Raw genomic sequence first — 25054 nt, forward strand, 5'->3', positions numbered from 1 at the left:
GGGTGGTGATCGTCGCGCGCGTCGATCCCGTCCGCGCCGCACCGTTGCCGCCGCACGGCGGCTCGAGGAGGCCCGATGAACGCGGTTGTCGCTCCCGTCAAGCCCACGCGGCCCTATCCGCCGCGAGCGAAGTCCAAGGGGGCGGTCCTCCATGACCTGATCACCACCACGGACCCGAAGACGCTCGGGCTGATGTACATCTTCACCTCGTTCGCGTTCTTCCTGTTCGGTGGCCTGCTCGCCCTGTTGATGCGCGCGGAGCTCGCGGTGCCAGGCTTGCAGTTCCTGTCGAACGAGCAGTACAACCAGCTGTTCACCAACCACGGCGGCATCATGCTGCTGATGTACGCGACGCCGGTCGTGTTCGGATTCGCCAACTACATCCTGCCGCTGCAGATCGGTGCTCCCGACGTCGCTTTCCCGCGACTGAACGCCTTCAGTTACTGGCTGTTCCTGTTCGGAGCACTGACCGTGGCCTTCGCGTTCATCACTCCCGGCGGCGCCGCCGACTTCGGCTGGACGTCCTACATGCCGCTGGCCGACGAGATCCATTCACCCGGCATCGGCGGCAACCTGTGGTTCCTCGGCCTGATCGTCATGGGTCTGGGTACCATCCTCGGCGGCGTCAACATGATCACCACCGTGGTGTGCATGCGCGCACCGGGCATGACCATGTTCCGGATGCCCATCTTCACGTGGAACATCTTCATCACGATGATCCTCGTGCTCCTCGTCTTCCCTCTGCTTGCCGCCGCCTTCATGGGCGCCTTCGTGGACCGTGTGATCGGCGGCAACATCTACGACCCCGCCACCGGTGGGGTGATCCTTTTCCAGCACCTGTTCTGGTTCTTCGGTCACCCCGAGGTGTACGTCATCGCGCTGCCGTTCTTCGGCATCGTCTCGGAGATCTTCCCCGTCTTCTCCCGCAAGCCGATCTTCGGCTACAGCGGCCTCGTCTACGCAACCATCGCCATTGCCGCGCTGTCCATCGCCGTGTGGGCGCACCACATGTACGCCACCGGTGCGGTGCTGCTGCCGTACTTCGCGTTCATGACCTTCCTGATCGCCGTCCCGACCGGTGTGAAGTTCTTCAACTGGATCGGCACGATGTGGAAGGGCCAGATCACCTTCGAGACACCGATGCTCTTCGCGGTCGGCTTCATCGTGACCTTCCTCTTCGGTGGTCTGACCGGTGTCATCCTCGCGAGCCCGCCGCTGGACTTCCACCTGCACGACTCGTACTTCGTGGTGGCGCACTTCCACTACGTGCTCTTCGGCACCATCGTGTTCGCGACCTACGCCGGCATCTACTTCTGGTTCCCCAAGATGACCGGCAGGTTGATGGACGAGCAGCTCGGCCGCTGGCACTTCTGGCTGACCTTCATCGGCTTCCACACCACCTTCCTGGTGCAGCACTGGCTCGGTAACGAGGGCATGCCGCGTCGTTACGCCGACTACCTGCCCTCGGACGGGTTCACCACCCTGAACACGATCTCCACCATCGGTGCGTTCATCGTCGGTGCCTCGACGCTGCCGTTCGTGTGGAACGTTTTCAAGAGCTACCGCTACGGCCAGGTCGTCACGGTCGACGACCCGTGGGGTTACGGCAACTCGCTCGAGTGGGCGACGACCTGCCCGCCCCCGCGGCACAACTTCTACGAGCTGCCGCGGATCCGTTCGGAGCGTCCCGCCTTCGAGCTGCACTATCCCGACATGGTCGAGCGGATGCGTGCCGAGGCGCACGTGGGTCCGGGTAGCGACAAGCACGAGGTGAATGTGCTCGAGGGCGCCGACCGCACGCCGGGCGACATCCCCCGGGAGTGATCGACAGAGGTAGCTCCGCGCATCGAACGAACCCGCCGAGGGACGGAGTCGAGCGAACATGACCGCAGTCGAACCCGGCGGGAGCGTGCCCGCCGAGGTGGATGTCCTGATCGTCGGCGCCGGTATCTCCGGCATCGGCACGGCCTACCACCTGAAGACGAAGAGACCGGGGACGAGCTTCGCGATCGTCGAGGCACGCGACGCGCTCGGCGGCACATGGGACCTGTTCCGATATCCCGGTGTGCGCTCCGACTCCGACCTGCACACCCTCGGGTACGAGTTCAAGCCGTGGCGGAAGAAGCACGCGTACGCCGGAGGCGGCGAGATCCTCGGCTATCTCCACGAGACGGTGGACGAACACGGACTCCGTCCCTACCTGCACCTCGGGCACCGCGTCGTCGGTGCGTCCTTCTCGTCCGATACCGGCAGGTGGACGGTCACGCTCCTGCGCACGAGCGACGACACCACGCTCACGGTGACCTGCTCGGTCTTCTTCTCCGCGACCGGCTACTACGACTACGACGAGGGGTACAGCCCCGAGTTCGAAGGCAGCGACGACTTCCGCGGCACGATCGTCCATCCCCAGCACTGGCCCGAGGATCTCGACTGTGCGGGCAAGCGAGTCGTCGTCATCGGAAGCGGCGCCACCGCGGTGACGCTCATTCCGGCGCTGGCCGGCGTCGCCGAGCACGTGACGATGCTGCAGCGTTCCCCGTCCTACGTCCTGGGATGGCCGAAGGAGAACAAGGTCGCCAACGCGTTGCGACGCGCACTCCCGACATCAGCGGCCGACCGCGCCGTTCGTTCCCTGAGCATCCGCCTGCTGCACGAGATGTACCGGACGAGCCGGCGCGCGCCGAACCTCTTCCGCCGTCTCCTGCGCCTGCGGATGACGAGTGTGCTGCCCGACGACTATCCCGTCGACGTGCACTTCAATCCGTCGTACGACCCGTGGGATCAGCGTCTGTGCGTCGCGACCGACGGCGACCTCTTCCATGCCATCGCCACCGGCGAGGCATCGGTGGTCACCGATCGGATCGCCCGGTTCACACCCACGGGGATCGCCCTCGAATCGGGGCGCGAGATCGAGGCCGACGTCATCGTCACCGCGACCGGCCTGAAACTGGTGCCGTTCGGGAGGATCGAAGTCGACGTCGACGGCGTCCCGGTCGACTGGCACGAATGCGTCACCTACAAGGCGACGATGCTCACCGGCGTGCCGAACTTCGCCTTCGCGTTCGGCTACACCAACTCGTCGTGGACCCTCAAGGTCGACCTCACCGGCCATCATCTGTGCCGGTTGCTCGACCACATGGACGACCAGGGCTACGACGTCGTCACCCCGATCTGCGACGATCCGGCCGTCGGCGGAGGGCCGTTCTGGGATCTCACGTCGAACTATCTCCGGCGCTCGGCCGACGTGTTCCCCACATCCGGGGAGAGCGGCCCGTGGTCGATGGAGCAGAACTACTATCTCGACCGCAGACGGCTGCGCCGCGAACCGGTCGACGATCCCGCCCTGCGTTTCACGCGGGTGGCCGAGCCGGCGGGTTCATCGAGCCCAGCAGGTCGCCGGGAACCCCCACCACGAGTGCCCGGGCAGCGCTCGTCACCGCCGCAACGTCGCTGACGCCGAGAACCGTCAGCGACGCCGTCGCCAGCGCTTCGGGGAGCCCGGCATCGACGTCGCCGTCGTCGGCCCGCATGCCGATGACCGATTCGACGATCCGGAACGGCAGATGGGTGCGAGGATCGCCGTCGCCGACGATCTGCGCCGCCAGGATCCGGTAGCGCTCCATCAGGTGCCGACGTTCCTCCCGGAACCGATCGAACGGTTCGGTGCGAAGTTCCGGAAGGTGGTAGAGCGCACCGAGATTCCATCTGCCCGCGGACAACTGGGCCGTATCGAACCAGGCGAGCGCACACAGGCGCACCTCGGGCGGCAGCGCGGGGTCGAGATTGTCGTCGAAATCGAGGGTCGGTTCGACGGTGTCCTCGAGCAACGCCACGAGGATGTCGTTCTTCGTCGCGAAGTGGTTGTACAGCGATGCCTGCCGGATCCCCACCGCCTCGGCGATCGTGCGTGTCGACGTGGGGGAGAACCCGCGGGTGGTGAACAGCTCCGCAGCGGCGTCGAGGATCTCGGCACGCGCGGTCGGCCCGGGCCGTCGCGGGGCGTGGAGGCGGGGGCGTCCTGGTCCTGCATGGGTCACCCCTCCACTGTGACACGACGAAAGGTGCTGCAGCATCACGGTCTTCGTGCGTGAAGTTTTCGTCACACGTACGAAACACGCGTCACGGACTCGTTACGCCGTGGACATTCCCCGAAGATGCGCAATGGGAAAACTGTCGATCGACAGTTTCCCCGGACCGCCGATCGGAGCACCATGACCGAGACCCTCGCGACCGCCACCACGCACGCTGCTCGCGCCCATGCCCGAGCGCAGGCAGGAACCGTCACCGACGCCATGCCGATCGTCCCGGCATCGTCGTGGCCGGCTCCGCCCAGCGGTCGCGCAGCGTCGATGACCTGGGCCGAGACCGTCCCCGGTGGCCGCTACACCAGCAAAGTCCTCGCCCGCGGCACCCGCCTGCGCCTGCGGGACGTCCACGGCACCGCCTGCGCCAACATCCTGCTGTTCCGCGCCGACGCCCCGCACGAGCGGCTCAACGTCGCCGACACGGTGAAGGTGCCGTGGCAGGCCTATCTCGGTGTCGGGCACCCACTGCTCTCCGATCAGGGCCGCGTCCTCGCCACGATCGTCGCCGACACCTCCGGACGCCACGACGCGCTGTGCGGCACCACTCATGTCGCGGGGAACACTGCGAAATACGGTGAGGGATCGCTTCATTCGAGCTCTCCTGCGGGTCGCGAACTGTTCACGGTCGCCGCCGCCAAGCACGACCTGCAACCGCGCGACCTGCCGCCCTCACTGTCCTTCTTCCACGGTGTCCGCGTCGAGGAGGACGGCAGCCTCGTCAGCACCGGCAACGCCGGTCCCGGTGCCGCCGTCGACCTGCTGATCCACCTGCCGGTGATCGCCCTGATCGCGAACACCGCACACCCGCTCGACCCGAATCCCGAGTTCACCACCGGCAGCCTCGAAGTCCTCGCCTGGCGAGCACCCGGCGAACTGAACTCGCTGCCGAACACCGACCCCGAGTACCAGCGCGCCGTGCTCAACACCGACGACGCCTGGGCCGCCGCCACGTCCGAAACGGAGATCCGCCGATGACCATCACCGCCGACACCGCAGACCTCGCCCTCGTTCCCGGTCGCGTCGTCCTCGACGAGATCGTCGGACTCCGCGGCCCGTGGTCGGCCGTCGTCGCCGCCGGCGACGTACTCACCATCGTCGACCTGCACGGCAACCAGGCGGTCGACACCCTCGTCTACGACGCAGCCGACCACACCCGCCGCTACAGTGCCGCTGCCACCGTGGCCGCCCAGCAGAACCTCTTCCTCTCCACCGGTTCGGTGTTGCGCGACGCCGACGGTGAGCCGCTGATGACGCTCGTCGCCGACGAGGTGGGCAACCACGACACCGTCGGCGGTGCCTGCTCGCAGGAGTCCAACACCCTGCGCTACGGCCACCACACCAAGCACCAGCACGCCTGCGTCGAGAACTTCCTCATCGAAGGCGCCAAGTGGGGACTGGGCAAGCGCGACCTCGTCTCCAACATCAACTTCTTCATGAACGTGCCGGTCGAGGCCGACGGCACCCTCGGCATCGTCGACGGCCTGTCCGCACCCGGCAAGCGACTCGCGATCCGCGCCGAGCGCGACGTGCTCGTCCTCGTCTCCAACTGCCCTCAGATCAACAACCCGTGCAACGGCTTCGACCCCACGCCGGTCCGCATGATCGTCACCCGCGGGGAGTGAGGAAGCCATGACCACCAAGATCACCGTCGAACGCCCCGGGATGCTCACCACCGTCCAGGACTATCCCGGACGCACCGGTTACTGGCAGATCGGTGTGCCGCCCTCGGGCCCCATGGACGACCTGTCGTTCCGCCTCGGCAACGTCGCGCTCGGCAACGACGAGGGCGCCCCTGGCCTCGAGACCGCCATGGCCGGCCCCGCCCTGCGGTTCACGGAGGAGACCGAGGTGTGCGTGACGGGTGCGCCCGTCACCGTGCGCGTCGACGGGGCCGCCGTCCCGCAGTGGCGCCCGGTCACCGTCCCGGCGGGCGGCCTGCTCGACGTCGGAGCTGTCTCCGGGCCGGGCCTGCGCGTCTACGTCCTCGTTCGCGGTGGTCTCGACGTCCCCGAATTCCTCGGCAGCGCATCGACCTTCACGCTCGGCACGTTCGGCGGTCACGAGGGTCGCACGCTGCGCGAGGGTGACGTCCTCGTCGTGGGGGAGAACGCTCCCGGTACGAGCGCGCCGGTCCCGTCCGAGCACGTGCCCGCACTGAGCACGCGCTGGGAGATCGCGGTCACCGAAGGTCCGCACGGCGCACCGGAATTCTTCACCCGCGCCGACATCGACGGCCTCTACGCCACCGACTACGAGGTGCACTTCAACTCCGACCGCACCGGCGTGCGGCTCATCGGCCCCAAGCCCGAATGGGCGCGCACCGACGGCGGCGAGGCGGGCCTGCACCCGTCGAACATCCACGACAACGCCTACTCCGTCGGCGCACTCGACTTCACCGGCGACACCCCGATCCTGCTCGGCCCCGACGGTCCCAGCCTCGGCGGGTTCGTGTGCCCGGTGACCGTCGTGGCCGCCGACCGTTGGAAGCTCGGCCAGCTCGCTCCCGGCAACACGGTCCGGTTCGTGCCCGTGAAGTCGCAGCACACCGCCTCCCGTCGCGAACTCGGCGTCGCGCGTCGCGCCGGACTGTCGCTGGTCACCTCGGCCGGTGGCGACGGTGACGACGGAGTGCTCACCCGCCGCGACGGCCACACCGCCGTCACGTATCGCCGCAGCGGCGACGACAACGTCCTCGTCGAGTACGGCGACATGACCCTCGACCTGGCGCTGCGGGCCCGTGTGCACGCACTGCATCAGCGTCTCGAGGCCGACCGCCCCGCGGGCCTGCTCGAACTCACCCCGGGCATCCGGTCGCTGCAGGTCAAGGTGGACCCCGATGTGCTGTCCGTGCCGACCCTGCTCGGTCTGCTCGGCGAAGTCGAGGACACCATCGGCGACAGTGACGAACTCGAGGTCCCCAGCCGCCAGGTGCGACTCCCGCTGTCCTGGGACGACCCGGCGACCCGCGAGGCAATCCAGCGCTACATGCACGGCGTGCGCTCCGACGCCCCGTGGTGCCCGTGGAACATCGAGTTCATCCGCCGCATGAACGGCCTCGACACCGTCGCCGATGTCTTCGACACCGTCTTCGCCGCCGACTACATGGTCCTCGGCCTCGGTGACGTCTACCTCGGCGCCCCGGTCGCGACGCCGCTCGACCCGCGGCACCGTCTCGTCACCACCAAGTACAACCCTGCCCGCACCTGGACCCCCGAGAACGCCGTGGGCATCGGCGGCGCCTACCTGTGCATCTACGGCATGGAAGGCCCCGGCGGCTACCAGTTCGTCGGCCGCACCACCCAGGTGTGGAACCACCGGCACCCGCAGCCGGCCGGCCCGTTCGAGGACGGCACCCCGTGGCTGCTGCGCTTCTTCGACCGCATCTCGTGGTACCCCGTCGACCCCGACGAACTGCTCGATCTGCGAGCGGATCTCGCTGCGGGTCGCGGTGGGGGAGTGGAGATCACCGACGGCACCTTCTCCCTGGCCGAGCACCGGAAGTTCCTCGCGGACAACGCTGCTTCGATCGGCGAGTTCCAGGCGACGCAGTCCGTCGCCTTCGGTCAGGAGCGCGCGCGGTGGAAGGCGAACGGTGTCTGACGGGAATCGTGCCGAAAACCGTTGATCCGAAGTACATCTGACCGAAGAGATCTTTACAGCGACGTCACATCGGGTGCGTAAGGTTCCCTGTGAACGGTGTTCGTCACCCCGTCGCCTCGCCGGGGCCGAGATCATTCGGCTCGGCCCCGCACAAGCCCTCTACTCGCTCGGACGCGAAGCACAACGAAGCGCTCCTGCCGTCTGACCCTCTCCTTACGGAGCTGCCATGATCATCACCGGTGTCGCCGTGTGCCTCGTCGTCCTTCTCGGGGCCGGCTTCTACTCCACCCGCAAGGTCCGCGGGGAGGCCGGGAACTTCCTCCTCGCCGGCCGTTCCCTGAGTGCCCCCGTCCTGGCCGTCCTGCTCATGTCCCAGGTCGTCGACTCCAACGCGACGCTCGGATCCGCCGACCTCGCCGCAGGATTCGGCTTCTGGGCGGGCGCGGCGATGCCGCTCGGCATGGCCGTCAGCATCCTGCTCGTCGGAGTGTTCTTCGCGAAACGTCTGCGCGCCACCGGCGTCGTGACGCTGCCCGAGTTCTTCGCGCGCCGCTTCGGCCGCGGCACCGAGATCACCGCCTCGGCGCTCACCGTCGGCAGCTTCGGCATCCTGCTCGCCGGCAACCTCGTCGCCCTCGGGTACCTGCTGCAGTACTTCCTCGGCCTGAACTACACGGCCGCGGTGCTGGTGATCATCCCGTTCGTGCTCGCCTACACCATGGCCGGTGGCATGTTCGCCAGCGTCTACACCGGTCTCGTGCAGTTCGCCGTCATGGCGGTCGGCATCGTCTCGCTCCTCGCCTGGACGGCCTTCGGGCCCGGCTTCACGCACGGCGAGGGCCTGGGCATCGGCGATATCGGTCAGCTCACCGATCCGGCGCAGGGGGCCGCGATCAACTGGGCGACCATCACCGCCCTCGGTCTCGGCAACCTCGTCGCCATCGACTTGATGCAGCGCGTCTTCTCCGCCAAGTCCCCGGCCGCTGCCCAGCGTGCCTGTTTCGGTGCGGCGACCGGCATCCTCGTCCTGTGCGTGCCGCTGTCCTTCGTGGCCCTCGCTGCGGTGTCCATCGTCGGCGACACGGCGGGTGCGCCGATCCTCTACGTCCTGCTCGGTGAGTACACCCCGAAGGTGCTGTCGGTCCTGGTGCTGTCCGGTCTGGTGACGGCCTCGCTGACCACCATCAGCGGCGTGCTGCTGTCCACCGCAACGGTTCTGGTGCGCAACGTCCTCCGGGTCGGTGGCGAGAACGCCGCGATGTCGTCGGACGTCATGAAGGCCACCCGCCTGCTCATGCTCCCGATGGCAGCCTTCGGTGCCCTCGTCGCCCTGCGGGTCCCGCAGACCGGCATCCTGCTCACCCTCACCTTCGACCTGCTGCTCGCCTCGCTGGTCGTGCCGTTCATCCTCGGACTGTTCTGGTCGCGCGGTGACGGCCGCGCCGTGGCCGTCGCGGCGATCGCCGGCATCACGGTGCGCGCCGGCTTCTTCGTCCTCACCCCGACGATCTACGGCGTCGACAACACCCTGCTGTACATCCCGAACTCTCTGGTCACTTCGAGCGTCGACGGCTGGACGACCTTCCTCGGCTTCCTGGTCTCGCTGGTCGCATACGTGACCGTCGCGCTGGTGCGCCGTCCGGTCCCGACGATCACGGTGCCGGAACCCGTCGTCGTCCCCGCGAAGCAGCCGGTCGCGGTGTAGTTCGCGCGCCGAACCGGGGCTTGCTACCGCAACACGCGGGGCGAGCCCCGGTTCAGCGCGTCAGCTTCGCAGCGCGACGCGCAGCCTGCCGGAGTCTCTCCGCCACGACGTCGAACCGCTCCAATTCCGCCCAGGTCCAGCGCACCACTTCGTAGCCTGCGTCGCGGATCGCGTCCTGCCGGAGCTTCTCGTCGAACACATCGCGCGGATCGGAATACTTGATCCGCCCGTCGAACTCGCCGACGACGCCGTTCTCCCAGAAGAAGTCGACGCGGTAGCGTCGCCCGTTTCCGCCCACGATCTCGTACTGGAGGATCGGTCGCGGCAGTCCTGCTTCCGCAATGCGTAGACGCGACAGCGATTCGCCCGCACTCTCGCTGCGACCGTCCAGGAACGGCACCACCGTGCGGGCGCGGGCGAGTCCGTGGCGAGTGCGGGCATCGACCAGCTCGCGTGAAACCTGTTCACGCATTCCGGGATGCAGACGAAGCGCGGAATCACCGGCAATGACGGCCTGCTCCTTCGGGAGCGTGCGTGCAAGGTCGACGACGGTCCGTGCGACCGAGGTGACGGACACTCCGTCGACGACCGCCACGTCACCGAGTTCGGTCGGATGCACATGGATCTGAGAAGTGACGCGACCGCGCCGCGTAGCGGGCCGGGAGATGTGGACGAGATCGAGCGGGACATCCCAGAGTTCGAGGCCGTGCAGGGCTGCAGCCGACGTGTGGCTGAGTGCTTCTTCGGGGCCGAGGGTCGCTCCGACATGTCGGGCACGGACACGGTGGACGCCAACCGGCCCGAGGGCGTCGACGTCGCAACGGTGCAGATAGCAGCCGCGCCCGACCCGTACGAGTGCGCCGGTGCGAACGGCAGTGCGGATGTCGGTGTCCGAGAGACCCGCGACGGTGAGCGAGGTGTTGGTGAGGATGTTCGGATCTGTCACGACGACGATCCTGCGCGGGACGACACCCACCGAACCCGCCACGACCTCCCGATCCGGCGCACCTGTGGATCGATCGTGGGGTTGGGGACAAACCGGAGTTCGAAGGGCGTCGACGCGCCGAACCGAGGTTCGCGCGTGCTACAGCGGCGGCGAATCCCGGTTCGGCGCGTTTTTCTACTTCTCGAAGACGATGTCCTCGATGAGCGTGTGCTGCTCCACCGCGGAGGGTGCCTGCATGCCCGGCGCCTGGTCGTCCGAGTGCGACGCCTTGAACGAGTCCGAACGCAGCCATGCGAGGAAGTCGTCCTTGGAATCGAACTCCATGGTGGACACATAGGGCAGGCCGTCGGCTGCGGGACGCATCAGCGTCGTGCGGTTGAGGCCCGGCACTCCGTCGAGCGTCGAACGCATGCTCTCGACGAAGACCTTTTCGAATGCTTCGGTGGTGTCGGCAGGAACGTCGATGCGGTTGGTGATGACGTACACGGTGACCCTTTCTGAGAAGTCGTGGCGGACCCGGGAGCCCTCGGAAATTATAACGACACCCTGTCGAGAACCTGCGGTCCGTGCCCGCTCACGATGCGCGGACCGGTGAAGCCACCCCGACCGACATCTCCCAGAACTGCGCGTAGCGACCGCCGCGACGCACCAGTTCGTCGTGGGTTCCCTGCTCGACGATCCGTCCCCGGTCCAGGAACACGATCCGGTCGGCGTCGCGCACGCTGTGCAACCGATGCGCGACCATCAGCACCGTCCGTCCCGCCGTGAGCCGCTCCAGGCCGGCGCGGACGACCGCCTCGTTCTCCGGGTCCAGGGCGGACGTCGTCTCGTCCAACAGGACGATCGGCGCGTCCTTGAGCAGTGCTCGCGCGATCGACACCCGCTGCCGTTCCCCGCCGGACAACATCGCGCCGCCTTCACCGACCCGCGACGACCAGCCGTCGGGTAGGCGTTCGATCACCTCGTCCAACCCTGCGGCACCACCGGCGGCGCGCACCTCGTCGTCGGTCGCATCCGCACGTCCGAGCCGCACGTTCTCCTCGAGGGTCTCATCGAACAGGTAGACGTCCTGGAAGACCACCGCGATCTGCGACATCAGCACGTCGGTCGCGATGTCCCGCACGTCCACTCCGCCGATCCGCACGGACCCCGCATCCACGTCGTGGAATCGTGCGAGCAGTTGCAGCAGCGTGCTCTTCCCGGCGCCGGACGGCCCGACCACCGCGAACCGTCGGCCCTGCGGCACCGCCAACGACAACCCGTCGATCACCGTACGACCGTCCCGCCGGAAGGCCACGGAGTCGAACTCGATGTCGTGACCGTGCGGTCGCATCGGACGAGCCGGCTCGGGGAGGGGAGGGGTGCTCAGGAAGGCGTCGAGTCGTGTCAGTTCGCCGCGGGCGGCGCGCAGCTTTCCGCCGATCTCCGACAGTGACAACAACGGTTCGGCGCAGCGACCTGCGAGGACGACGAGTGCCAACATGTCCGGCACCGCGAGACTCCCGCCGATCGCAAGGTAGGTGCCCAGTGCCAGCAGCGCGGTGAACGCCGCCTGCACGGTGACCGTCGTGCCGACGATGCCCGGCACGGCCGCGAGCGTCGAACGTCGCGAAGCACGCCGGATACCGTCGAGCGAGTCATCGAGCAACCGGAAGCGTTCGGCGGTTCGCCCGCCCGCGCGTAGGACAGGCTGTGCCTGAAAATATTCGACGACGCGAGCGGTGGCCTCGTGATCGCGTGCGGCGCGTTCGATATCGGTCGCCGCGGTGGTGCGCGCCGACCACATCTGCACCGCGGTCACCACGGGGATCGCCGCGGCGGCCGCCAGGCCCATCCGCAGGTCGTAGGCGGTCATCACCACCACGATGGTCAGTGGGGTCAGGCACGCCGAGACGAACGGCGCGAGCATGTGGGCGATCACGCTCATCGATTGCAGGACACCGCGACTCGCCGTCGCCGACAGTTCGCCGACCCGGTCGGCGCGATACCAGCCGAGCGGCAACCGTACGAGTTGGTCGCCCAGTCGGTGATAGACGCCGCGCAGCAGGGAGGTACCGACGCGGAAGCTCGACAGGTCGCTGACGTAGCGCAGCACCGCGTAGACGGCGACCGACGCTCCGAATCCGATCAGCCAGGGTCCGATGTCCGAGGGGGTGTCCCCGAACAGGATGCGCAGCACCGGGACGAGGAAGGCGTACGACAACCCCTCGGCGATCGCGCATCCCACCATGAGCGCAAGAGTCCGGCGCAGCGGGCCGGCGTGTTCGCGTCCGAGTGTGCGGAACAGTGTGGTGATCATCGTGCTCTGCTTCCTTGCAGGTCGGAACCGACGGATGGGTACAGGGAGCCATTACGGACGAGAACGTCCTCCGGTGATCCCTGTTCGACGATTGCCCCGTCCTCGAGAACCACGACCGTGTCCGCCCCGGTGATCGTCTCCGAGCGGTGCGTGACGGTCAGGATGGTCCGGTTGCCGCGCAGACGGGCGAGGGCGGCGTGGATCGCACCTTCGGTCCGGGGATCGGCGAAGGCCGTCGCCTCGTCGAGCACCAGCACCGGTGCATCGGTGAGCAGTGCCCGAGCGAGCGACAGGCGTTGTCTCTCCCCGCCGGACAGTTCGACCTCCTCGCCGAGGATCGTGTCGTATCCGTGGGGCAGTTCGACGATCCGTTCGTGGATGTCGGCCGCAACGGCTGCGCGGACCACGTCGTCGCGGTCGGCGTGGGGCACGGCCAGGGCGATGTTGTCGGCGATCGACGCGCGCAGCAGGCGAACGTCCTGGAAGACACACGAGATCGTGCGGTAGAGCGTCCTGCTTCCGACCTCCCGCAGGTCGACGCCACCGAGGGTGATCGTGCCGTGGGTCGGGTCGAAGAAGCGCAGCAACAGTTTCGCCAGGGTGGACTTCCCGCTGCCGGACGGACCCACCAGCGCGGTGACCGTCCCCGGTTCCAGGGTCAGGTCGATGCCCCGGAGGACCTCGTGCGCATCCGGATAGCCGAACCGGACGTCGTGCAGGTCGATCCGGTGCCCGGTCGGCGTAACCGGCCGCTCGGGTTCCGGCACCGGTGGCACGTCCAGCACCTCCCGGATCCGCTCGACGGCGCGCCGGGCGGCCAGGATGTCGTCGAATCCGTGGCCCAACGCCGCGATCGGGGCGGTCAGCCCCACGCCGAGGAGCACGAAGGGCAGCAGATCCGCCGCGGGCATACTGCCGCCCGTGATCAGGATGGAACCGCCGATCAACACGGTCAGGAGCACGAACGGCGGTGAGAGGGCGAGTTGCATTCCCGCTGCCACGCCGGACACGCCGCGGACCCATCGGGTGAAGGTCGAGACGAAATCGTCTGCCGCCGAGACGAATCTGTTCCGGGACCGGCGGGCGTTCCCGAAGACCTTCACGACCGAGATGCCGTTCACGAATTCGACGACCACATCGGCGATGCGTCCCATCGCTTCGTCGAACTCCTCCTGCTCCCGGCGTCGGGTCGCCGTGGACAGCAGGGGAACCAGCGACATGGCCAGGACGATCGGGATCATGGTGATCAGCGTCAGCCGCCAGTCGACGGTGAACAGGTAGACCGCCGACACGGCCGGAACGAGGAAGGCGTTGACCATCTCGCCGGGCGTGTGCGCGATGAACGGGTGCACGGCGGAGACGTCGTCGCCGACGACCTTCGCGAGTTCGCCGGTCCGGCGGCGGGAGAACCAGCCGATCGGGACCCGGCCGAGGTGACGTGCGAGTTCGCGGCGGAACGCCAACTGCACGGAGCCGTCGAGGCCGTGTGCGAGTCCGGATCCGATCGATGTCAGGACGAGCCGGGCGAAGAGTCCGAGTGCGCCGACAGCGACGGCGGTCCACGCGCGGGACTGGTCGACCGGTCCCGGCGCGAGGAGGGTTCGGCCGACCTCGGCGACGGCGAGAAGTGGAACGAGACCCGCGATACCGCCCGCGGCCTGTAGGGCAACGCTCGCGGTGAACCTGCCGACGAACGGCCGTAGCAGCGACGACAGTGTTCGCCGCGATGCCGAGTCCCTTTCGGAGAAGGATGTTTCGGTGGATGTCATGATGTCCGCGCTTTCGTCGGTCTTCGGTTCGGGGCGACGTCGCCGGTAGGCTCGGCGGGCGCGCCGGTCCGGGGGAGAACGGTGAATGCGATCACGGCAGCGACGACGAGAAGCACTGCACCGAAGGCGAATCCGAGTGCGTAGCCACTGTTCATGCTCTCGGGCGTCGCGAGCGTACCGATGCGGTGGTGTGCAGCGGTACCGAGAACGGCGAGTCCGAGCGACGCGCCGATCTGCCGCGACGTGTTGAGAAGTCCGGAGGCCGTGCCCATCTCGTGTGTGGCCACCCCCGAAGTTGCGACCGATACCACCGGACCGAGGCAGAGTCCGAAACCGATGCCGACGACGACGGCCGGTCCCAGAACGTCGGTGACGAACGATCCGTCGGCGCTGATCAGACCGAACCATGCGAACCCGGACGCGCTGACGAGTCCACCGGCCACGAGGAGTGTGCGTGCTGCCACGCGGTAGCCGAGCTTGACGGCGACCACCGATCCGGCGATCACGCCCACGGCCACCGGCAGGGTCATCAACCCCGTGGCGGCCGGGCTGTTGCCGAGCACCTGCTGCAGATACAGCGAGACGAAATAGAACGCCGACCCGATGGTGGCGCCCACCAGCAGGTTGAAGGCGTTCGCCCCGCTCACCGACCGATTGGTGAAGAGGCCGAGCGGGATCAACGGGTCGCGGCGGGTGGTCCGCTCGACGTGGACGAACACCACCAGGAGGGCGATCGCCGCGGCGAGGGTGACCAGCGTGATCGTCGAGGTCCACCCGTGGTGGTCGGTGCGTACGAGTGCGAACACCAGGGCTGTCGTTCCTGCGGTGCCGAGAATCGCGCCGAGCACGTCCGGGCGACCGCGCCGCGCGGGTACTCCGTCGGCTCCCACGCCCAGACAGGTCAGTGCGAGTGCTGCAGCCGCCATGGGCACGTTGACGAACATGACCCACCGCCACCCGGCGTATTCGGTGAGGACGCCGCCGAGGACGAGACCGAAGGCGGCACCTCCGGCGTTCATGGCGCTCCATATCCCGAAGGCACGGACCCTGGCGCGACCCTCGGAGAAGGTCGACGACAGCAGTGCCAACGCGGCCGGCGCGAGGGCCGCAGCCCCGACACCCTGCATCGCTCGTGCGGCGACGAGGTGGCCGGGTACCGCAGCGAACCCGCCGAGCAGCGAGGCGAGGCCGAACACGCCCAGTCCTACGAGGAGAGTGCGCTTGTGCCCGTAGAGATCGGCCGCGCGTCCTCCGAGGAGGAGCAGACCGCCGAAGAACAGTGCGTAGGCGTGGATCACCCACGTCGCGCCCACCGGATCGAAGTGCAACCCCTCGGTGATCCGGGGGAGTCCGATGTTCGCAACGGACAGATCCAGCGACACCATGAACTGCACCGTTGCGACGGCTGCAAGGGTGTATCCGGGCCTCGTTGCGTCAGTCATGCCGGTCGGCCCTTTCGGTCGGGGGCAGGACCCAGGCGGCCATGACCGCGGTGATCCCCGGCAGCAGTGGGATCACCAGCAGGGTGACGCCCAGCCACAGCGGGACGATCGGGTCGTAGTGTTCGCCCGCGTATCCGACGTCGAACAGCAGCACGCACGTTCCGACCACGAACAGTGTCGTCACCACCGCGCGGACTGCGACGTCCTTCTTCGCGCTCCACAGCGCGCCGAGCCAACCGGCCAGGCCGAGGACGCCCACGATCACGAGGTACCCGGCGATCGCGTTCCGGTCGAGGTTCACATTGTCGGGTCCCCATTCGGGATATGCGTTCTGTACGTGTTGTTCGATCGATCCGATCATCCACACGTCCAGCAGTGGGAGTGCGATGCAGAGGATCTGCAGGCACGCGCCGATCGTGAGGGCCTGGACAAGGTTGGGCCGGCGTTTCGTCGTACGAATCTCGGTATGGACGGTCATGCCGGACTCCTCTCTTACGGTGTATGACTTACGTCGGCGATGCTAGTCTTACGGCGTAAGAGTGGTCAAGGAGGTTTCGTGGGACCGACGCGCGCACAAGGTCGACATGCCGGGCTGACCCGGCAACAGGTGCTACATGCAGCGGTGCAGATGGTCGACCGGGACGGTGCGGCCGCGCTGTCGATGCGGAAGCTGGCACGTGAGCTGGACGTGGAAGCGATGACGCTGTACCACCACGTGAAGAACAAACAGGGACTCGAGGACGCCATCGTCCAGTACGTGATGGACGAAGCGCTCACCGGAGCCGAGACCGACGCTCCGTGGCGGGCAGTCCTCGAGGGCTACGGCCGTGCCTTCCATCGCGGCTTGCTCGCGCACCCCGGGGCAGTACCGTTCTTTGCGTCCCGCCCGGCGGTCACCCCGGGCAACGCCATGCACCTGGAGAAGATGCTCGAGGTGTTGCGGGACGCCGGATTCACGCCGCAGGATGCGCTCCTCGTGATCCAGACACTGGCTGCCATCGTGCTGGGCCAGCACAGCGCACCACCGGCAAACGACGGCGATCCGGGCATCGATACCGAAGCCCTCGCCGAGTTCCCGTTGTTCGCCGAAGCGATGGGGTTCGGTGTGCCGTCCGTGGAGGCGCGGGTGGAGTTCGCGCTGCAGGCGTTCATCGCCGGGTTGGAGGAACCGAGCAGCGCCGCAATATAGTTCGCGCGCCGAACCGGGGTTCGCTACCGCAACACGCGGGGCGAGCTCCGGTTCGGCGCGTCGGCTTCGTGACGTGGCCACACTCGGCACAGAGTTGTCTGGGATGGGAACCGCGACGTAGGAGGATCGAACGGCTCAGGCGCCGGGGCGACTCGCGACCACAGCGTCCTTGGTTGTGGGATTGCTGATCGTCGGATCCGGGCTCCAGCCGAGGATCGGCGGCACGAAGACGCACTCCAGCGGCCCTGCCGAACCCGGATCGAGCGCGTCGAGGACGAACCATGCCGCGTTCGGGTCGTTGACGATGCCGGCATGTTCGACGAAGTCGTTCGCGCAGTGGTCCTGCAGCACGATGTTTGTCGCGTTGGGCGCCTCGCGGTAGCCACTGGTGTGCGGGAGGACGATCTCCTCGTAGCGGGTCATGATGTTCGTGTACGTCACCTCGTCGGCGTAGACGCCGGCCTCCTGGATTGTGTGGATCCAATCCGATCCGGCAAGGACCTGCGGGCACGCACCGCATCCGACGAAGTGGGCGAGATTCTCCACGTCCTGCCGCACACCGACGTGCTCGAACAGTTCGAACGACGCCGCGAGCAGGAAGGCGTGGCTGCCCTCGTAGACCGGTCCGAGCGAAATGTAATCGTCGACCTTCTCGTTGCCGCCGAGGAACTTCACGTACCAGACGGGCATCAGGGTGCCCTGCGAGTGACCCACGAGGTCGACCTTCTCCGCGCCGGTCGCGACAAGGACCTCGTCGACGAAATCGGAGAGCTGCTGTGCGCTGTCCTCCATCGGCAGCAGCCCACCGACGGAATTCAACGGCCAGGGGAGGTCGGCATGGTTGCCGTAAGTGAGAGCGAAGACGCAATAGCCCTCGTTCGCGAGAAGAGGCCCGAGATACGACCAGTTGTTGTGCCGGTTGAGCACCGTGCCGTGGACGAGCACGACGGGATCCGGGTGTTCCTCCGACGGGACGCAGTCCCAGTCGTTCGTGCCGACCGCGCTTCCGTTCGGGTCGCCGAACTCGTGGGCGAAGCCGTCCAGGAACGTCTTTCCGACGGGCAGGGGAGGAGCGGGCTCCTCCGCGGCTGCCGTTCCCGCCCCGACCACAGTGAAGGCGACCGCGAGTGCCGCGGCGGCCCATGAACGTATCTGCATTCCCATCCCCCCGAAGTATGTGGATGGGCAAGGAAGTTAACAGAAATTCGTCCTACTGGGGGAGCGTGGTTCCCGCGAGCGTCAGCCCTCGGTGTCTTCCGGGGAGCGCGCGGACTCCACTGCAGCAGTCATGGAGCCGAGGAACTCCCGCACGACCTCCAGTTGCGGCTCGGAGAAGGACTCGAGCGCGGCGGAGGCCCGGGCGAAGAGCGGGCCGAAGAAATCCCAACCGAGTTTCTCGGCGGCCGGGGTCACGCGCAGGATCACGCGTCGCCGGTCGTCGCTGTCGCGATCCCGCCTCACGTGGCCGGCCCGTTCGAGCCTGTCGACGAGTGCGGTGACCGATGCCGTGTTGAGCCGCAGGTGCTCGGCGAGCCAGCCGGGTGTCGCGATCTCCCCGGCCCGCTCCCGGTCGAGAAGTCCGATCAGTGCTCGCAGATCGGTGGGGTGCAGCGCGTGTTTCTGTGCGAATTCGGCGCCGAGCAGATCGAGTTGCACCGTGAGCGCGCGCAACCGGTGGATCATGTCGAGTCTGCCGTCGTCCGTCATGTCACCTCCGCCTCTCGACAGACTCTACTCGCCCACCTAGTATCTCGATCATCGAGATATTCGACGGTGGAGGTTCCGATGCTCCGGTCACCACGCAGATCGTTCGACGAGTCCGACGAGGGCCGCGCCTTCCACGCCGCGTACGACGCACTTCTCGCGAAATGGCCGCACGGCACCGTGATCCACGATCTCGACTCCCGTTTCGGCACCACCCGCGTCACCGAGTACGGCCCGCCCGGCGCACCGCCGGTCCTGCTCCTCCCGGGCGCCGGCGCCACGTCGATGGTCTGGTTCGCCAACGCCGCGGCACTGGGGGAGGCTCACCGGCTACTGGCCGTCGACATCATCGGCGACGTCGGACGCAGCGTCACCGGCGGTGATCCCGTCCGCAGCGTCGACGATCTGCTCGAATGGCTCGGCTCCGTCGCCGATGCCCTCGGAGTGACGCGGTTTGCGGTCGTCGGTCACTCGTACGGCGCGATGATCGCGCTCGCGGCAGCCGTTCGCGCACCCCACCGGGTCGACCGGCTCGTGCTGCTCGATCCCAACTCGTGCTTCGCCGGGATGCGGCCCGGATACCTCCTGCGGGCGCTTCCCGTCCTCCTGCGGCCCACGGCCGCCCGCGAACGGGCATTTCTCGGGTGGGAAACCCGAGGGGCACAACTCGATCCCGACTGGATCACCTTGATGGCGCTCGGCGCGGAGCATTTCCCGACCGCGAAGACGATCGTGCCCCGGCGGCCGTCACCCGAAGAGCTTGGGCGGTGCACGGCCGAGACCACGGTGGTGCTCGCGCCGTTCGGGCGCGTCCACGACCCCGACGAGGTGGGCCGCGCAGCGCGGAAGGCGCTCCCGTCCTGCCGGGTCGTCACCCTCACCGCCGGTACCCATCACACCCTGCCGATGTCCCCGAGCGACGAGATCGACACCGTGCTACGGGATGCGCTGGGGACCGGTGCTCCCGCCGATCGGAATTGTGATCCAGATCACCGATGAATGTCGGATTGTTCGTTTCCGCAGGTCACCACGTAGTAACGGACTGTTCGCCGCAGGTTCGGGGTCTCGATGTGAGCCGGAAGTCGTGGAGCCGTAGAAACACACTCGCTACGGTTGAAGGCGACGAAGTGCCCCGAAACGGGCGAATGGAAGTGAGAGATCATGGGCAGTTCTCCGGCCCCTGAGCGAATTGCCGAATACCCCAGACCTTCGCACACGCTGCTCCATCTCACCGACACCCATCTCGTCGGTGGAGACGAACTCCTCTACGGCACCGTCGACGCCGACACCCGCCTCGGGCTGATCCTCGACGACATCCGTGCCTCCCGGGTCCGACCCGACGCCCTGGTGTTCACCGGCGACCTCGCCGATCGCGGCCAGCCCGATGCCTACCGCAAGCTCCGCGGACTCGTCGAACCACTGGCCGCAGCACTCGACGCCGAGATCGTGTGGGCGATGGGCAACCACGACGACCGCGCGACCTTCCGTGAAGAGCTGCTCGACGAAGCGCCCCTCGGCGCACCGATCGACGCCGTCCACGCCGTGGGCGGACTTCGGATCGTCAGCCTCGACACCTCGGTCCCGGGCCACCACCACGGTGAGGTGACCGACGACCAGCTCGCCTGGCTGGCCGACGAACTCGCGACACCCTCGCCTTTCGGTACCGTTCTCGCACTGCATCATCCGCCCGTGCCGAGCGTGTTCGACATGGCCGTCCTCGTCGAACTGCGCGACCAGGCCGGTCTGGCCGAAGTACTGCGCGGCACCGATGTCCGCGCCATCCTCGGCGGTCATCTGCACTACTCGACCTCGGCCACGTTCGCGGGCATCCCGGTGTCCGTCGCCTCGTCGACCTGCTACACGCAGGACCTGAACGTCCCGGTCGGTTCGCAGCGCGGGCACGACGGCGCGCAGGGTTTCAACCTCGTGCACGTCTATCCCGACACGATCGTGCACTCCGTGGTGCCCAGCGGAAGCTACGCCACCGCCGGGCAACCCCACACGGCCGAGGACGCGGCGCGGTGTCTGGCCGAGGCCGGCATCCGCATCCCCGAGAACCCCGACCTCACCGTTCGGATCTAGCCGACGTCCGGTCGGCCCGGGTGGTCGGTCTCCCAGGGCGCCGGAATCGGGTAGTACCGCTCCAGGAACTGCGTGACCTTCGCGGTGCGCAGCTCCAGGTCGACCTCGGGCGTGCTGCCGTCGTTGAGGCAGAACAGGTCGAGATTGCGACGCGCCAGGATCGTGTCCAGATGTCGCAGACCGGACTTCACGGTGGTGTCGACGTACTCCACCTTCGCCGTGGTCTGCTGCACCGCGCGGCCGGTCAGCAGCGTGTAGTAGTGGTAGAAGGAGTTCGTCACCGAGATGTTGTCTGCCGCCCGGAACGGGCTCGCCGCCGTCGCAGCGAACTCGTCCGCGAACTCGCGTTCCATCTCCGCCATGATCGACCTGCGCAACGGGACCGGCGTGTGTTCGAGGTGCCGAGTGATGGTGACCCCGAAGCGATCCTGCAGGAGCTTGCGGTTCATGCGGGCGGAGTTCTCGAATCCGCTGCGCGACGGGTCGTTCCGGCCGAGCCCGATCCGCACGTCGCACTCGATGAACTTGCTGACACCCCCGCCGGAGAAGAACAGGCTCGGGCTCACCCGGCGACCGAAGAACATGTCGTCGTTCGAATACAGGAAGTGCTCGGACAGCCCCGGGATGTGGTGCAGTTGCGACTCGACCGCCATCGAGTTGTAGGTGGGCAGCGCCGACGGGTCGGCGAAGAACTCCTCGCTCCGCACGAACGTCACACGCGGGTCGTCGGCGAGCCACGCCGGTCGCGGCGAGTCGGTGGCGACGAAGATCCGCCGCACCCACGGCGCGTACATGTGGACCGAACGCAGGGCGTACTTGAGTTCGTTGATCTGCCGGTAGCGCGCCGGCGAGTCGTCGCCTTCGCCGACGACGTAGTTCTGCATCAGCTTCGCGCGCTTGGCCTGGAACGACTTCGACGACCCGTCCACCCACGAGAACACGAGGTCGATCTCGAACGGGATGTCGCCGGGGTGGCGGTCGAACATGCCCTCGATCGTGGGCCACAGCTGTCCGTACCGCTCGACCGTCGTCCGGCGCATCTCGTCGCGCAGGGCGGTCGTGCGGGTGAGAGCGTTCGGACGAGGCATGATCACCTCGTCGTCGGTGTAGGTCCACAGCTCGATGTCCACGCCGTTCGACGCGCCGTACCGCAACCCGCTCCTCAGTTCGACCCGCGGGCGGAACAGCCGGAACACCCGGTCCTTCCTGTCGCGCGAGAGCTGTCCGTCCGCCACCGGGACCGGGCGCCGTTTCAAGCCGACGGCCTTCGAGTAGAACGGCTCGTCGGCACACCCCTCGGCGAGAGCGGTGCGCAGCCTCTTCCGGTCGGCGCGGTCGATCGCGAGGATCGGGCGGTCGCTGTCGTCGCGCACGAGCAGGTAGTCGATGTGCGCCCGGTCGAGGACGCGGCGCAGGAACAGCGCGTCCTCGATCTGCGCCTCGTCGGGCGTGGTGGTGGTGATCGGGATGGCGTAGCGATCCTCGAACCACACCACCTCCTCGTGCCTCGCGGGGCCGCGGACCGTGGCGCGGCCGAGCGGGGGAGCGTCTCCGACCTTCTGAGAAAGGGAGACGTAGGGAGCGTTGTGTGGGGCCGGCGTGTGCGTCGGAATCTCCTTTCACGAGTCGGGACGGGAACAGCCATTTTAACGTCGATCTGAGCTAAGTTCTCGCGTAGGCGATGTGACGATCCTGTGAACGCCGACCCTGCCGGCTCTCGAAGGCCGAACCGGCGCCGTGTAGCCTGTCCGCAGGACTCGACACGGGGTGCCGGAAACGGCTGAGAGAACACCCGTCGAACCTGATCTCGATTATGCGAGCGAAGGGATGCCGAGCCGGCGCCGGGCCACAGGTCTGTCGCCCTCACGCACCCTTCCCCACACAGGGAAGGCACAGAAGATGTCATTGCAGAACCAGGTCGTCCTCGTCACCGGCGCCGGTCGCGGCCTCGGCCGCAGCATCGCGCAGGCGTTCGCCGACGAAGGAGCCGCCGTCGTCCTCGACTACCGGCGCAGCGGCGAGGGCGCTCACGAACTGGCCGACAAGATCGGACCCGAGCGGGCGGTCGCGCTGAAGGCCGATGTCACCGACCGCGCCGACGTCGAAGCGCTGTTCACCCGGGCCCGCGAGCACTTCGGACGTCCCGTCACCACGGTCGTCAACAACGCCCTGCCCGATTTCTCCTTCAACGGCGACGCTCGGCCCAAGGCAGACGAGATCGGATACGACCGGTTCGGAGCCCAGTTCGACGGTGTCGTCGGCGGCGCGGTCAACATCATCCAGGCGGCTCTGCCGGGCATGCGCGAGGCCGGTGGCGGCAGCATCGTCAACATCGGCACCAACCTGTTCCAGCACCCCGTCGTCCCGTACCACGACTACACCGCCGCCAAGGCCGCGCTGCTGTCGCTGACCCGCACCTTCGCCGCCGACCTCGGCCCCGACGGGATCCGCGTCAACATGGTCTCCGGTGGTCTGCTGCGCACGACCGACGCATCGTCGGCGACGCCGGAGGCGGTGTTCGACCTCATCGCGTCGTCGACGCCGCTGCGGAAGGTCACCACCCCCGAGGATTTCGCGGCCGCGGTGCTGTTCTTCGCATCCGACTGGTCGCGGGCCGTCACCGGGCAGAACCTGGTGGTCGACGGGGGACTGGTGATGAACTGATGCCCGGACCACGCACCCTCCACCTCAACGCCTTCCTCTACGGCGTCGGGCACCACTCTGCGGCATGGCGCCATCCAGGCTCCGCCGCCGAACGCATCGGCGACATCACATATTTCGAGGAGCTTGCCCGCACCGCCGAACGAGGACGCCTCGACGCCGTGTTCTTCGCGGACGGTCACAGCGTCAACCCGAAGTACACGGCGGGCACCACCTGGTTCCTCGAACCCCTCACCGCGCTGGCGGCTATGGCGCGCGCGACCGAGCACATCGGTCTGGTCACCACCGTCTCGGCAAGCTTCTTCACGCCGTTCCACGCGGCACGGATGCTGGCCTCGCTCGGCCACATCAGTGGTGGCCGCGTAGGAGCCAACATCGTCACCTCGATGTTCGACGAGGAAGCGCGCAACCACGGATTCGACTCCCTACCGCCGCACTCCGAACGGTACGCGCGGGCCGAGGAATTCATCGAGGTGCTCTGTGCGCTGTGGGATTCCTGGGACGACGGCGGTGTCCTCGTCGACCGGGCGGGTGGCAGGTTCCTCGACTCCGACGCGATCCGTCCGATCCATCACCGGGGCAAGCACTTCCGCGTCGACGGTCCGCTGACCGTGCCGCGGTGCCCGCAGGGCCGCCCCGTGCTGTTCCAGGCCGGAGCATCGGAGACCGGCCGCAACCTCGCGGCCCGTCACGCCGAGGCCGTCTACTCGGTCGCGTGGGACATGACCGCGGCGCTCGAGTACGCCACCGACCTGCGTGCACGCATCGCCTCCGTCGGCAGGGACGCCGGTTCGGTCGCCATCCTGCCGGGGCTCGTGACCTACGTCGGCCGCACCGAAGACGAAGCGTGGGCGAAGAAGGCGGAACTCGACGCTCTGCTCGACATCGACGCCGCTCTCGCCCAACTCGGAGTCTTCACCGGTCAGGACTACACGCGCCACGATCTCGACGCTCCCGTCGGAGACCTGCCGCCCATCGAGGAGTTCACCGGTCCGCAGGGCCGCTATGCGACGGTGCAGCGCATCATCGAGACACGCCGCCCGACCTTGCGCGAGCTGCTCGGTTACCTCGCAGCGGGTGGTGGCCACGCGACGATGATCGGCACCCCCGAATCCGTCGCCGACAGCATCGAGGAATGGTTCACCGCGGGCGCCTGCGACGGTTTCAACCTGATGTGTCCCGCCTATCCGGATTCCCTCGACGACTTCGTCGACCTCGTGGTCCCGGAACTGCAGCGCCGCGGCCTGTTCCGGACCGAATACCCCGGGTCGACCCTGCGCGACTCGCTCGGTCTGAAGGCGGTGTAACAGAGCGCGAACCGGTCATCGGAGCGGGTTGTAGAGCGCACCGATGACCGTTTCGCGCTCTGGAGCTCCCGACGACGGTACGAGCGAGCGACGTGACGCGCAGACCGTCCACGTCGACGACGTCGCCGTCCAGGTCGGCGGTGTGGATGTGCAGATCGTCGCTCGCCCGGCAGCTGCGCGTCGGCGGACGCGCGACGTGGATGCGGCCCAGCGGCGCGTCCCACACGTCGAGGCCGTGGACGACCGCGGCCGTCACATGACCGAG

Annotated in this window: 21 protein-coding genes and 1 riboswitch; of the genes, 11 read left to right on the plus strand and 10 right to left on the minus strand. The window is 67.7% G+C overall.

Going from position 1 to position 25054, the window contains the following annotated elements:
- Positions 1 to 75 precede the first annotated feature (75 nt).
- Positions 76 to 1824, plus strand: coding sequence for an aa3-type cytochrome oxidase subunit I (gene ctaD, locus U9J23_RS07175; protein ID WP_268655407.1), 1749 nt, complete (start codon positions 76 to 78; stop codon positions 1822 to 1824).
- A 58-nt stretch (positions 1825 to 1882) separates the two neighbouring features.
- Positions 1883 to 3454, plus strand: coding sequence for a flavin-containing monooxygenase (locus tag U9J23_RS07180; protein WP_272269185.1), 1572 nt, complete (start codon positions 1883 to 1885; stop codon positions 3452 to 3454).
- On the opposite strand, the gene U9J23_RS07185 is transcribed toward U9J23_RS07180, so the two are convergent.
- Complete coding sequence (locus tag U9J23_RS07185; protein WP_080968286.1) at positions 3351 to 4037, minus strand: TetR/AcrR family transcriptional regulator; 687 nt, start codon at positions 4035 to 4037, stop codon at positions 3351 to 3353. The two genes, U9J23_RS07180 and U9J23_RS07185, sit on opposite strands and share 104 nt — an antisense overlap.
- 174 nt (positions 4038 to 4211) lie before the next feature.
- Between U9J23_RS07185 and U9J23_RS07190 the strand changes: the two genes are divergently transcribed.
- The 4 genes from U9J23_RS07190 (at position 4212) to U9J23_RS07205 (ending at position 9390) form a co-directional block, all read left to right on the plus strand.
- Positions 4212 to 5060 carry an urea amidolyase associated protein UAAP1 gene (locus U9J23_RS07190; RefSeq protein ID WP_059382894.1) on the plus strand — a complete coding sequence of 283 codons (849 nt, stop codon included), beginning with the start codon at positions 4212 to 4214 and terminating at the stop codon, positions 5058 to 5060.
- Complete coding sequence (locus tag U9J23_RS07195) at positions 5057 to 5707, plus strand: urea amidolyase associated protein UAAP2 (protein WP_019288136.1); 651 nt, start codon at positions 5057 to 5059, stop codon at positions 5705 to 5707. The genes U9J23_RS07190 and U9J23_RS07195 overlap by 4 nt, the downstream gene beginning before the upstream one ends.
- Positions 5708 to 5714: 7 nt before the next feature.
- Positions 5715 to 7685 (plus strand): 5-oxoprolinase/urea amidolyase family protein, encoded by a 1971-nt coding sequence (locus U9J23_RS07200; protein WP_326602067.1) that lies wholly within the window; start codon positions 5715 to 5717, stop codon positions 7683 to 7685.
- 226 nt (positions 7686 to 7911) lie between these two features.
- Positions 7912 to 9390 carry a sodium:solute symporter family protein gene (locus U9J23_RS07205; RefSeq protein ID WP_326602068.1) on the plus strand — a complete coding sequence of 493 codons (1479 nt, stop codon included), beginning with the start codon at positions 7912 to 7914 and terminating at the stop codon, positions 9388 to 9390.
- 52 nt (positions 9391 to 9442) lie between these two features.
- On the opposite strand, the gene U9J23_RS07210 is transcribed toward U9J23_RS07205, so the two are convergent.
- The 6 genes from U9J23_RS07210 to U9J23_RS07235 form a co-directional block, all read right to left on the minus strand.
- Entirely contained in the window at positions 9443 to 10336 is an 894-nt protein-coding gene (locus U9J23_RS07210; protein ID WP_059383048.1) for a type IV toxin-antitoxin system AbiEi family antitoxin domain-containing protein, read from the minus strand.
- 174 nt (positions 10337 to 10510) lie between these two features.
- Positions 10511 to 10822 (minus strand): antibiotic biosynthesis monooxygenase family protein, encoded by a 312-nt coding sequence (locus U9J23_RS07215; protein WP_059382891.1) that lies wholly within the window; start codon positions 10820 to 10822, stop codon positions 10511 to 10513.
- A gap of 88 nt (positions 10823 to 10910) precedes the next feature.
- Positions 10911 to 12635 (minus strand): ABC transporter ATP-binding protein, encoded by a 1725-nt coding sequence (locus U9J23_RS07220; protein WP_272269196.1) that lies wholly within the window; start codon positions 12633 to 12635, stop codon positions 10911 to 10913.
- A complete protein-coding gene (locus tag U9J23_RS07225; protein ID WP_085470369.1) occupies positions 12632 to 14404 on the minus strand; it encodes an ABC transporter ATP-binding protein in 1773 nt (590 codons plus the stop codon). Before U9J23_RS07225 ends, U9J23_RS07220 begins: the two co-directional genes overlap by 4 nt.
- Entirely contained in the window at positions 14401 to 15846 is a 1446-nt protein-coding gene (locus tag U9J23_RS07230) for an MFS transporter (RefSeq protein ID WP_159418820.1), read from the minus strand. Before U9J23_RS07230 ends, U9J23_RS07225 begins: the two co-directional genes overlap by 4 nt.
- Complete coding sequence (locus U9J23_RS07235) at positions 15839 to 16324, minus strand: hypothetical protein (RefSeq protein ID WP_159418819.1); 486 nt, start codon at positions 16322 to 16324, stop codon at positions 15839 to 15841. Before U9J23_RS07235 ends, U9J23_RS07230 begins: the two co-directional genes overlap by 8 nt.
- 78 nt (positions 16325 to 16402) lie before the next feature.
- Between U9J23_RS07235 and U9J23_RS07240 the strand changes: the two genes are divergently transcribed.
- Positions 16403 to 17035, plus strand: coding sequence for a TetR/AcrR family transcriptional regulator C-terminal domain-containing protein (locus U9J23_RS07240; protein ID WP_326602074.1), 633 nt, complete (start codon positions 16403 to 16405; stop codon positions 17033 to 17035).
- A 135-nt stretch (positions 17036 to 17170) separates the two neighbouring features.
- Here the strand turns inward: U9J23_RS07240 and U9J23_RS07245 are convergent, their stop codons facing one another.
- Positions 17171 to 18193: an esterase/lipase family protein gene (locus U9J23_RS07245; RefSeq protein ID WP_442802272.1), complete on the minus strand. Its 1023-nt coding sequence runs from the start codon at positions 18191 to 18193 to the stop codon at positions 17171 to 17173.
- A gap of 81 nt (positions 18194 to 18274) precedes the next feature.
- Complete coding sequence (locus U9J23_RS07250; protein ID WP_326602078.1) at positions 18275 to 18742, minus strand: MarR family winged helix-turn-helix transcriptional regulator; 468 nt, start codon at positions 18740 to 18742, stop codon at positions 18275 to 18277.
- 78 nt (positions 18743 to 18820) lie between these two features.
- Between U9J23_RS07250 and U9J23_RS07255 the strand changes: the two genes are divergently transcribed.
- Together U9J23_RS07255 and U9J23_RS07260 are read left to right on the plus strand one after the other, a co-directional pair.
- A complete protein-coding gene (locus U9J23_RS07255) occupies positions 18821 to 19738 on the plus strand; it encodes an alpha/beta fold hydrolase (RefSeq protein WP_326602080.1) in 918 nt (305 codons plus the stop codon).
- Positions 19739 to 19900: 162 nt separating this feature from the next.
- Positions 19901 to 20821: a phosphodiesterase gene (locus tag U9J23_RS07260; RefSeq protein WP_145708809.1), complete on the plus strand. Its 921-nt coding sequence runs from the start codon at positions 19901 to 19903 to the stop codon at positions 20819 to 20821.
- Here the strand turns inward: U9J23_RS07260 and U9J23_RS07265 are convergent.
- Positions 20818 to 22314, minus strand: a complete 1497-nt coding sequence (locus U9J23_RS07265; RefSeq protein WP_326602083.1) for a stealth family protein — start codon at positions 22312 to 22314, stop codon at positions 20818 to 20820. The genes U9J23_RS07260 and U9J23_RS07265 overlap by 4 nt on opposite strands.
- Before the next feature lie 260 nt (positions 22315 to 22574).
- Positions 22575 to 22666, plus strand: a riboswitch (TPP riboswitch).
- A 54-nt stretch (positions 22667 to 22720) separates the two neighbouring features.
- Here U9J23_RS07265 and U9J23_RS07270 point away from each other — a divergent pair.
- Together U9J23_RS07270 and U9J23_RS07275 are read left to right on the plus strand one after the other, a co-directional pair.
- A complete protein-coding gene (locus U9J23_RS07270; protein WP_059382882.1) occupies positions 22721 to 23485 on the plus strand; it encodes a 3-oxoacyl-ACP reductase in 765 nt (254 codons plus the stop codon).
- Positions 23485 to 24789: an LLM class flavin-dependent oxidoreductase gene (locus U9J23_RS07275; protein ID WP_272269213.1), complete on the plus strand. Its 1305-nt coding sequence runs from the start codon at positions 23485 to 23487 to the stop codon at positions 24787 to 24789. Before U9J23_RS07270 ends, U9J23_RS07275 begins: the two co-directional genes overlap by 1 nt.
- The last annotated feature ends 265 nt before the right edge of the window (positions 24790 to 25054 follow it).

This window comes from Rhodococcus sp. PD04, assembly GCF_035918275.1.
Lineage (GTDB): Bacteria > Actinomycetota > Actinomycetes > Mycobacteriales > Mycobacteriaceae > Rhodococcus > Rhodococcus rhodochrous.

Coding starts and splice junctions, on each gene's coding strand:
- ctaD (WP_268655407.1), top strand. CDS start 76: ATGAACGCGGTTGTCGCTCCCGTCAAGCCCACGCGGCCCTATCCGCCG.
- U9J23_RS07180 (WP_272269185.1), top strand. CDS start 1,883: ATGACCGCAGTCGAACCCGGCGGGAGCGTGCCCGCCGAGGTGGATGTC.
- U9J23_RS07190 (WP_059382894.1), top strand. CDS start 4,212: ATGACCGAGACCCTCGCGACCGCCACCACGCACGCTGCTCGCGCCCAT.
- U9J23_RS07195 (WP_019288136.1), top strand. CDS start 5,057: ATGACCATCACCGCCGACACCGCAGACCTCGCCCTCGTTCCCGGTCGC.
- U9J23_RS07200 (WP_326602067.1), top strand. CDS start 5,715: ATGACCACCAAGATCACCGTCGAACGCCCCGGGATGCTCACCACCGTC.
- U9J23_RS07205 (WP_326602068.1), top strand. CDS start 7,912: ATGATCATCACCGGTGTCGCCGTGTGCCTCGTCGTCCTTCTCGGGGCC.
- U9J23_RS07220 (WP_272269196.1), bottom strand. CDS start 12,635: ATGATCACCACACTGTTCCGCACACTCGGACGCGAACACGCCGGCCCG.
- U9J23_RS07225 (WP_085470369.1), bottom strand. CDS start 14,404: ATGACATCCACCGAAACATCCTTCTCCGAAAGGGACTCGGCATCGCGG.
- U9J23_RS07230 (WP_159418820.1), bottom strand. CDS start 15,846: ATGACTGACGCAACGAGGCCCGGATACACCCTTGCAGCCGTCGCAACG.
- U9J23_RS07235 (WP_159418819.1), bottom strand. CDS start 16,324: ATGACCGTCCATACCGAGATTCGTACGACGAAACGCCGGCCCAACCTT.
- U9J23_RS07245 (WP_442802272.1), bottom strand. CDS start 18,193: ATGCAGATACGTTCATGGGCCGCCGCGGCACTCGCGGTCGCCTTCACT.
- U9J23_RS07250 (WP_326602078.1), bottom strand. CDS start 18,742: ATGACGGACGACGGCAGACTCGACATGATCCACCGGTTGCGCGCGCTC.
- U9J23_RS07255 (WP_326602080.1), top strand. CDS start 18,821: ATGCTCCGGTCACCACGCAGATCGTTCGACGAGTCCGACGAGGGCCGC.
- U9J23_RS07260 (WP_145708809.1), top strand. CDS start 19,901: ATGGGCAGTTCTCCGGCCCCTGAGCGAATTGCCGAATACCCCAGACCT.
- U9J23_RS07270 (WP_059382882.1), top strand. CDS start 22,721: ATGTCATTGCAGAACCAGGTCGTCCTCGTCACCGGCGCCGGTCGCGGC.
- U9J23_RS07275 (WP_272269213.1), top strand. CDS start 23,485: ATGCCCGGACCACGCACCCTCCACCTCAACGCCTTCCTCTACGGCGTC.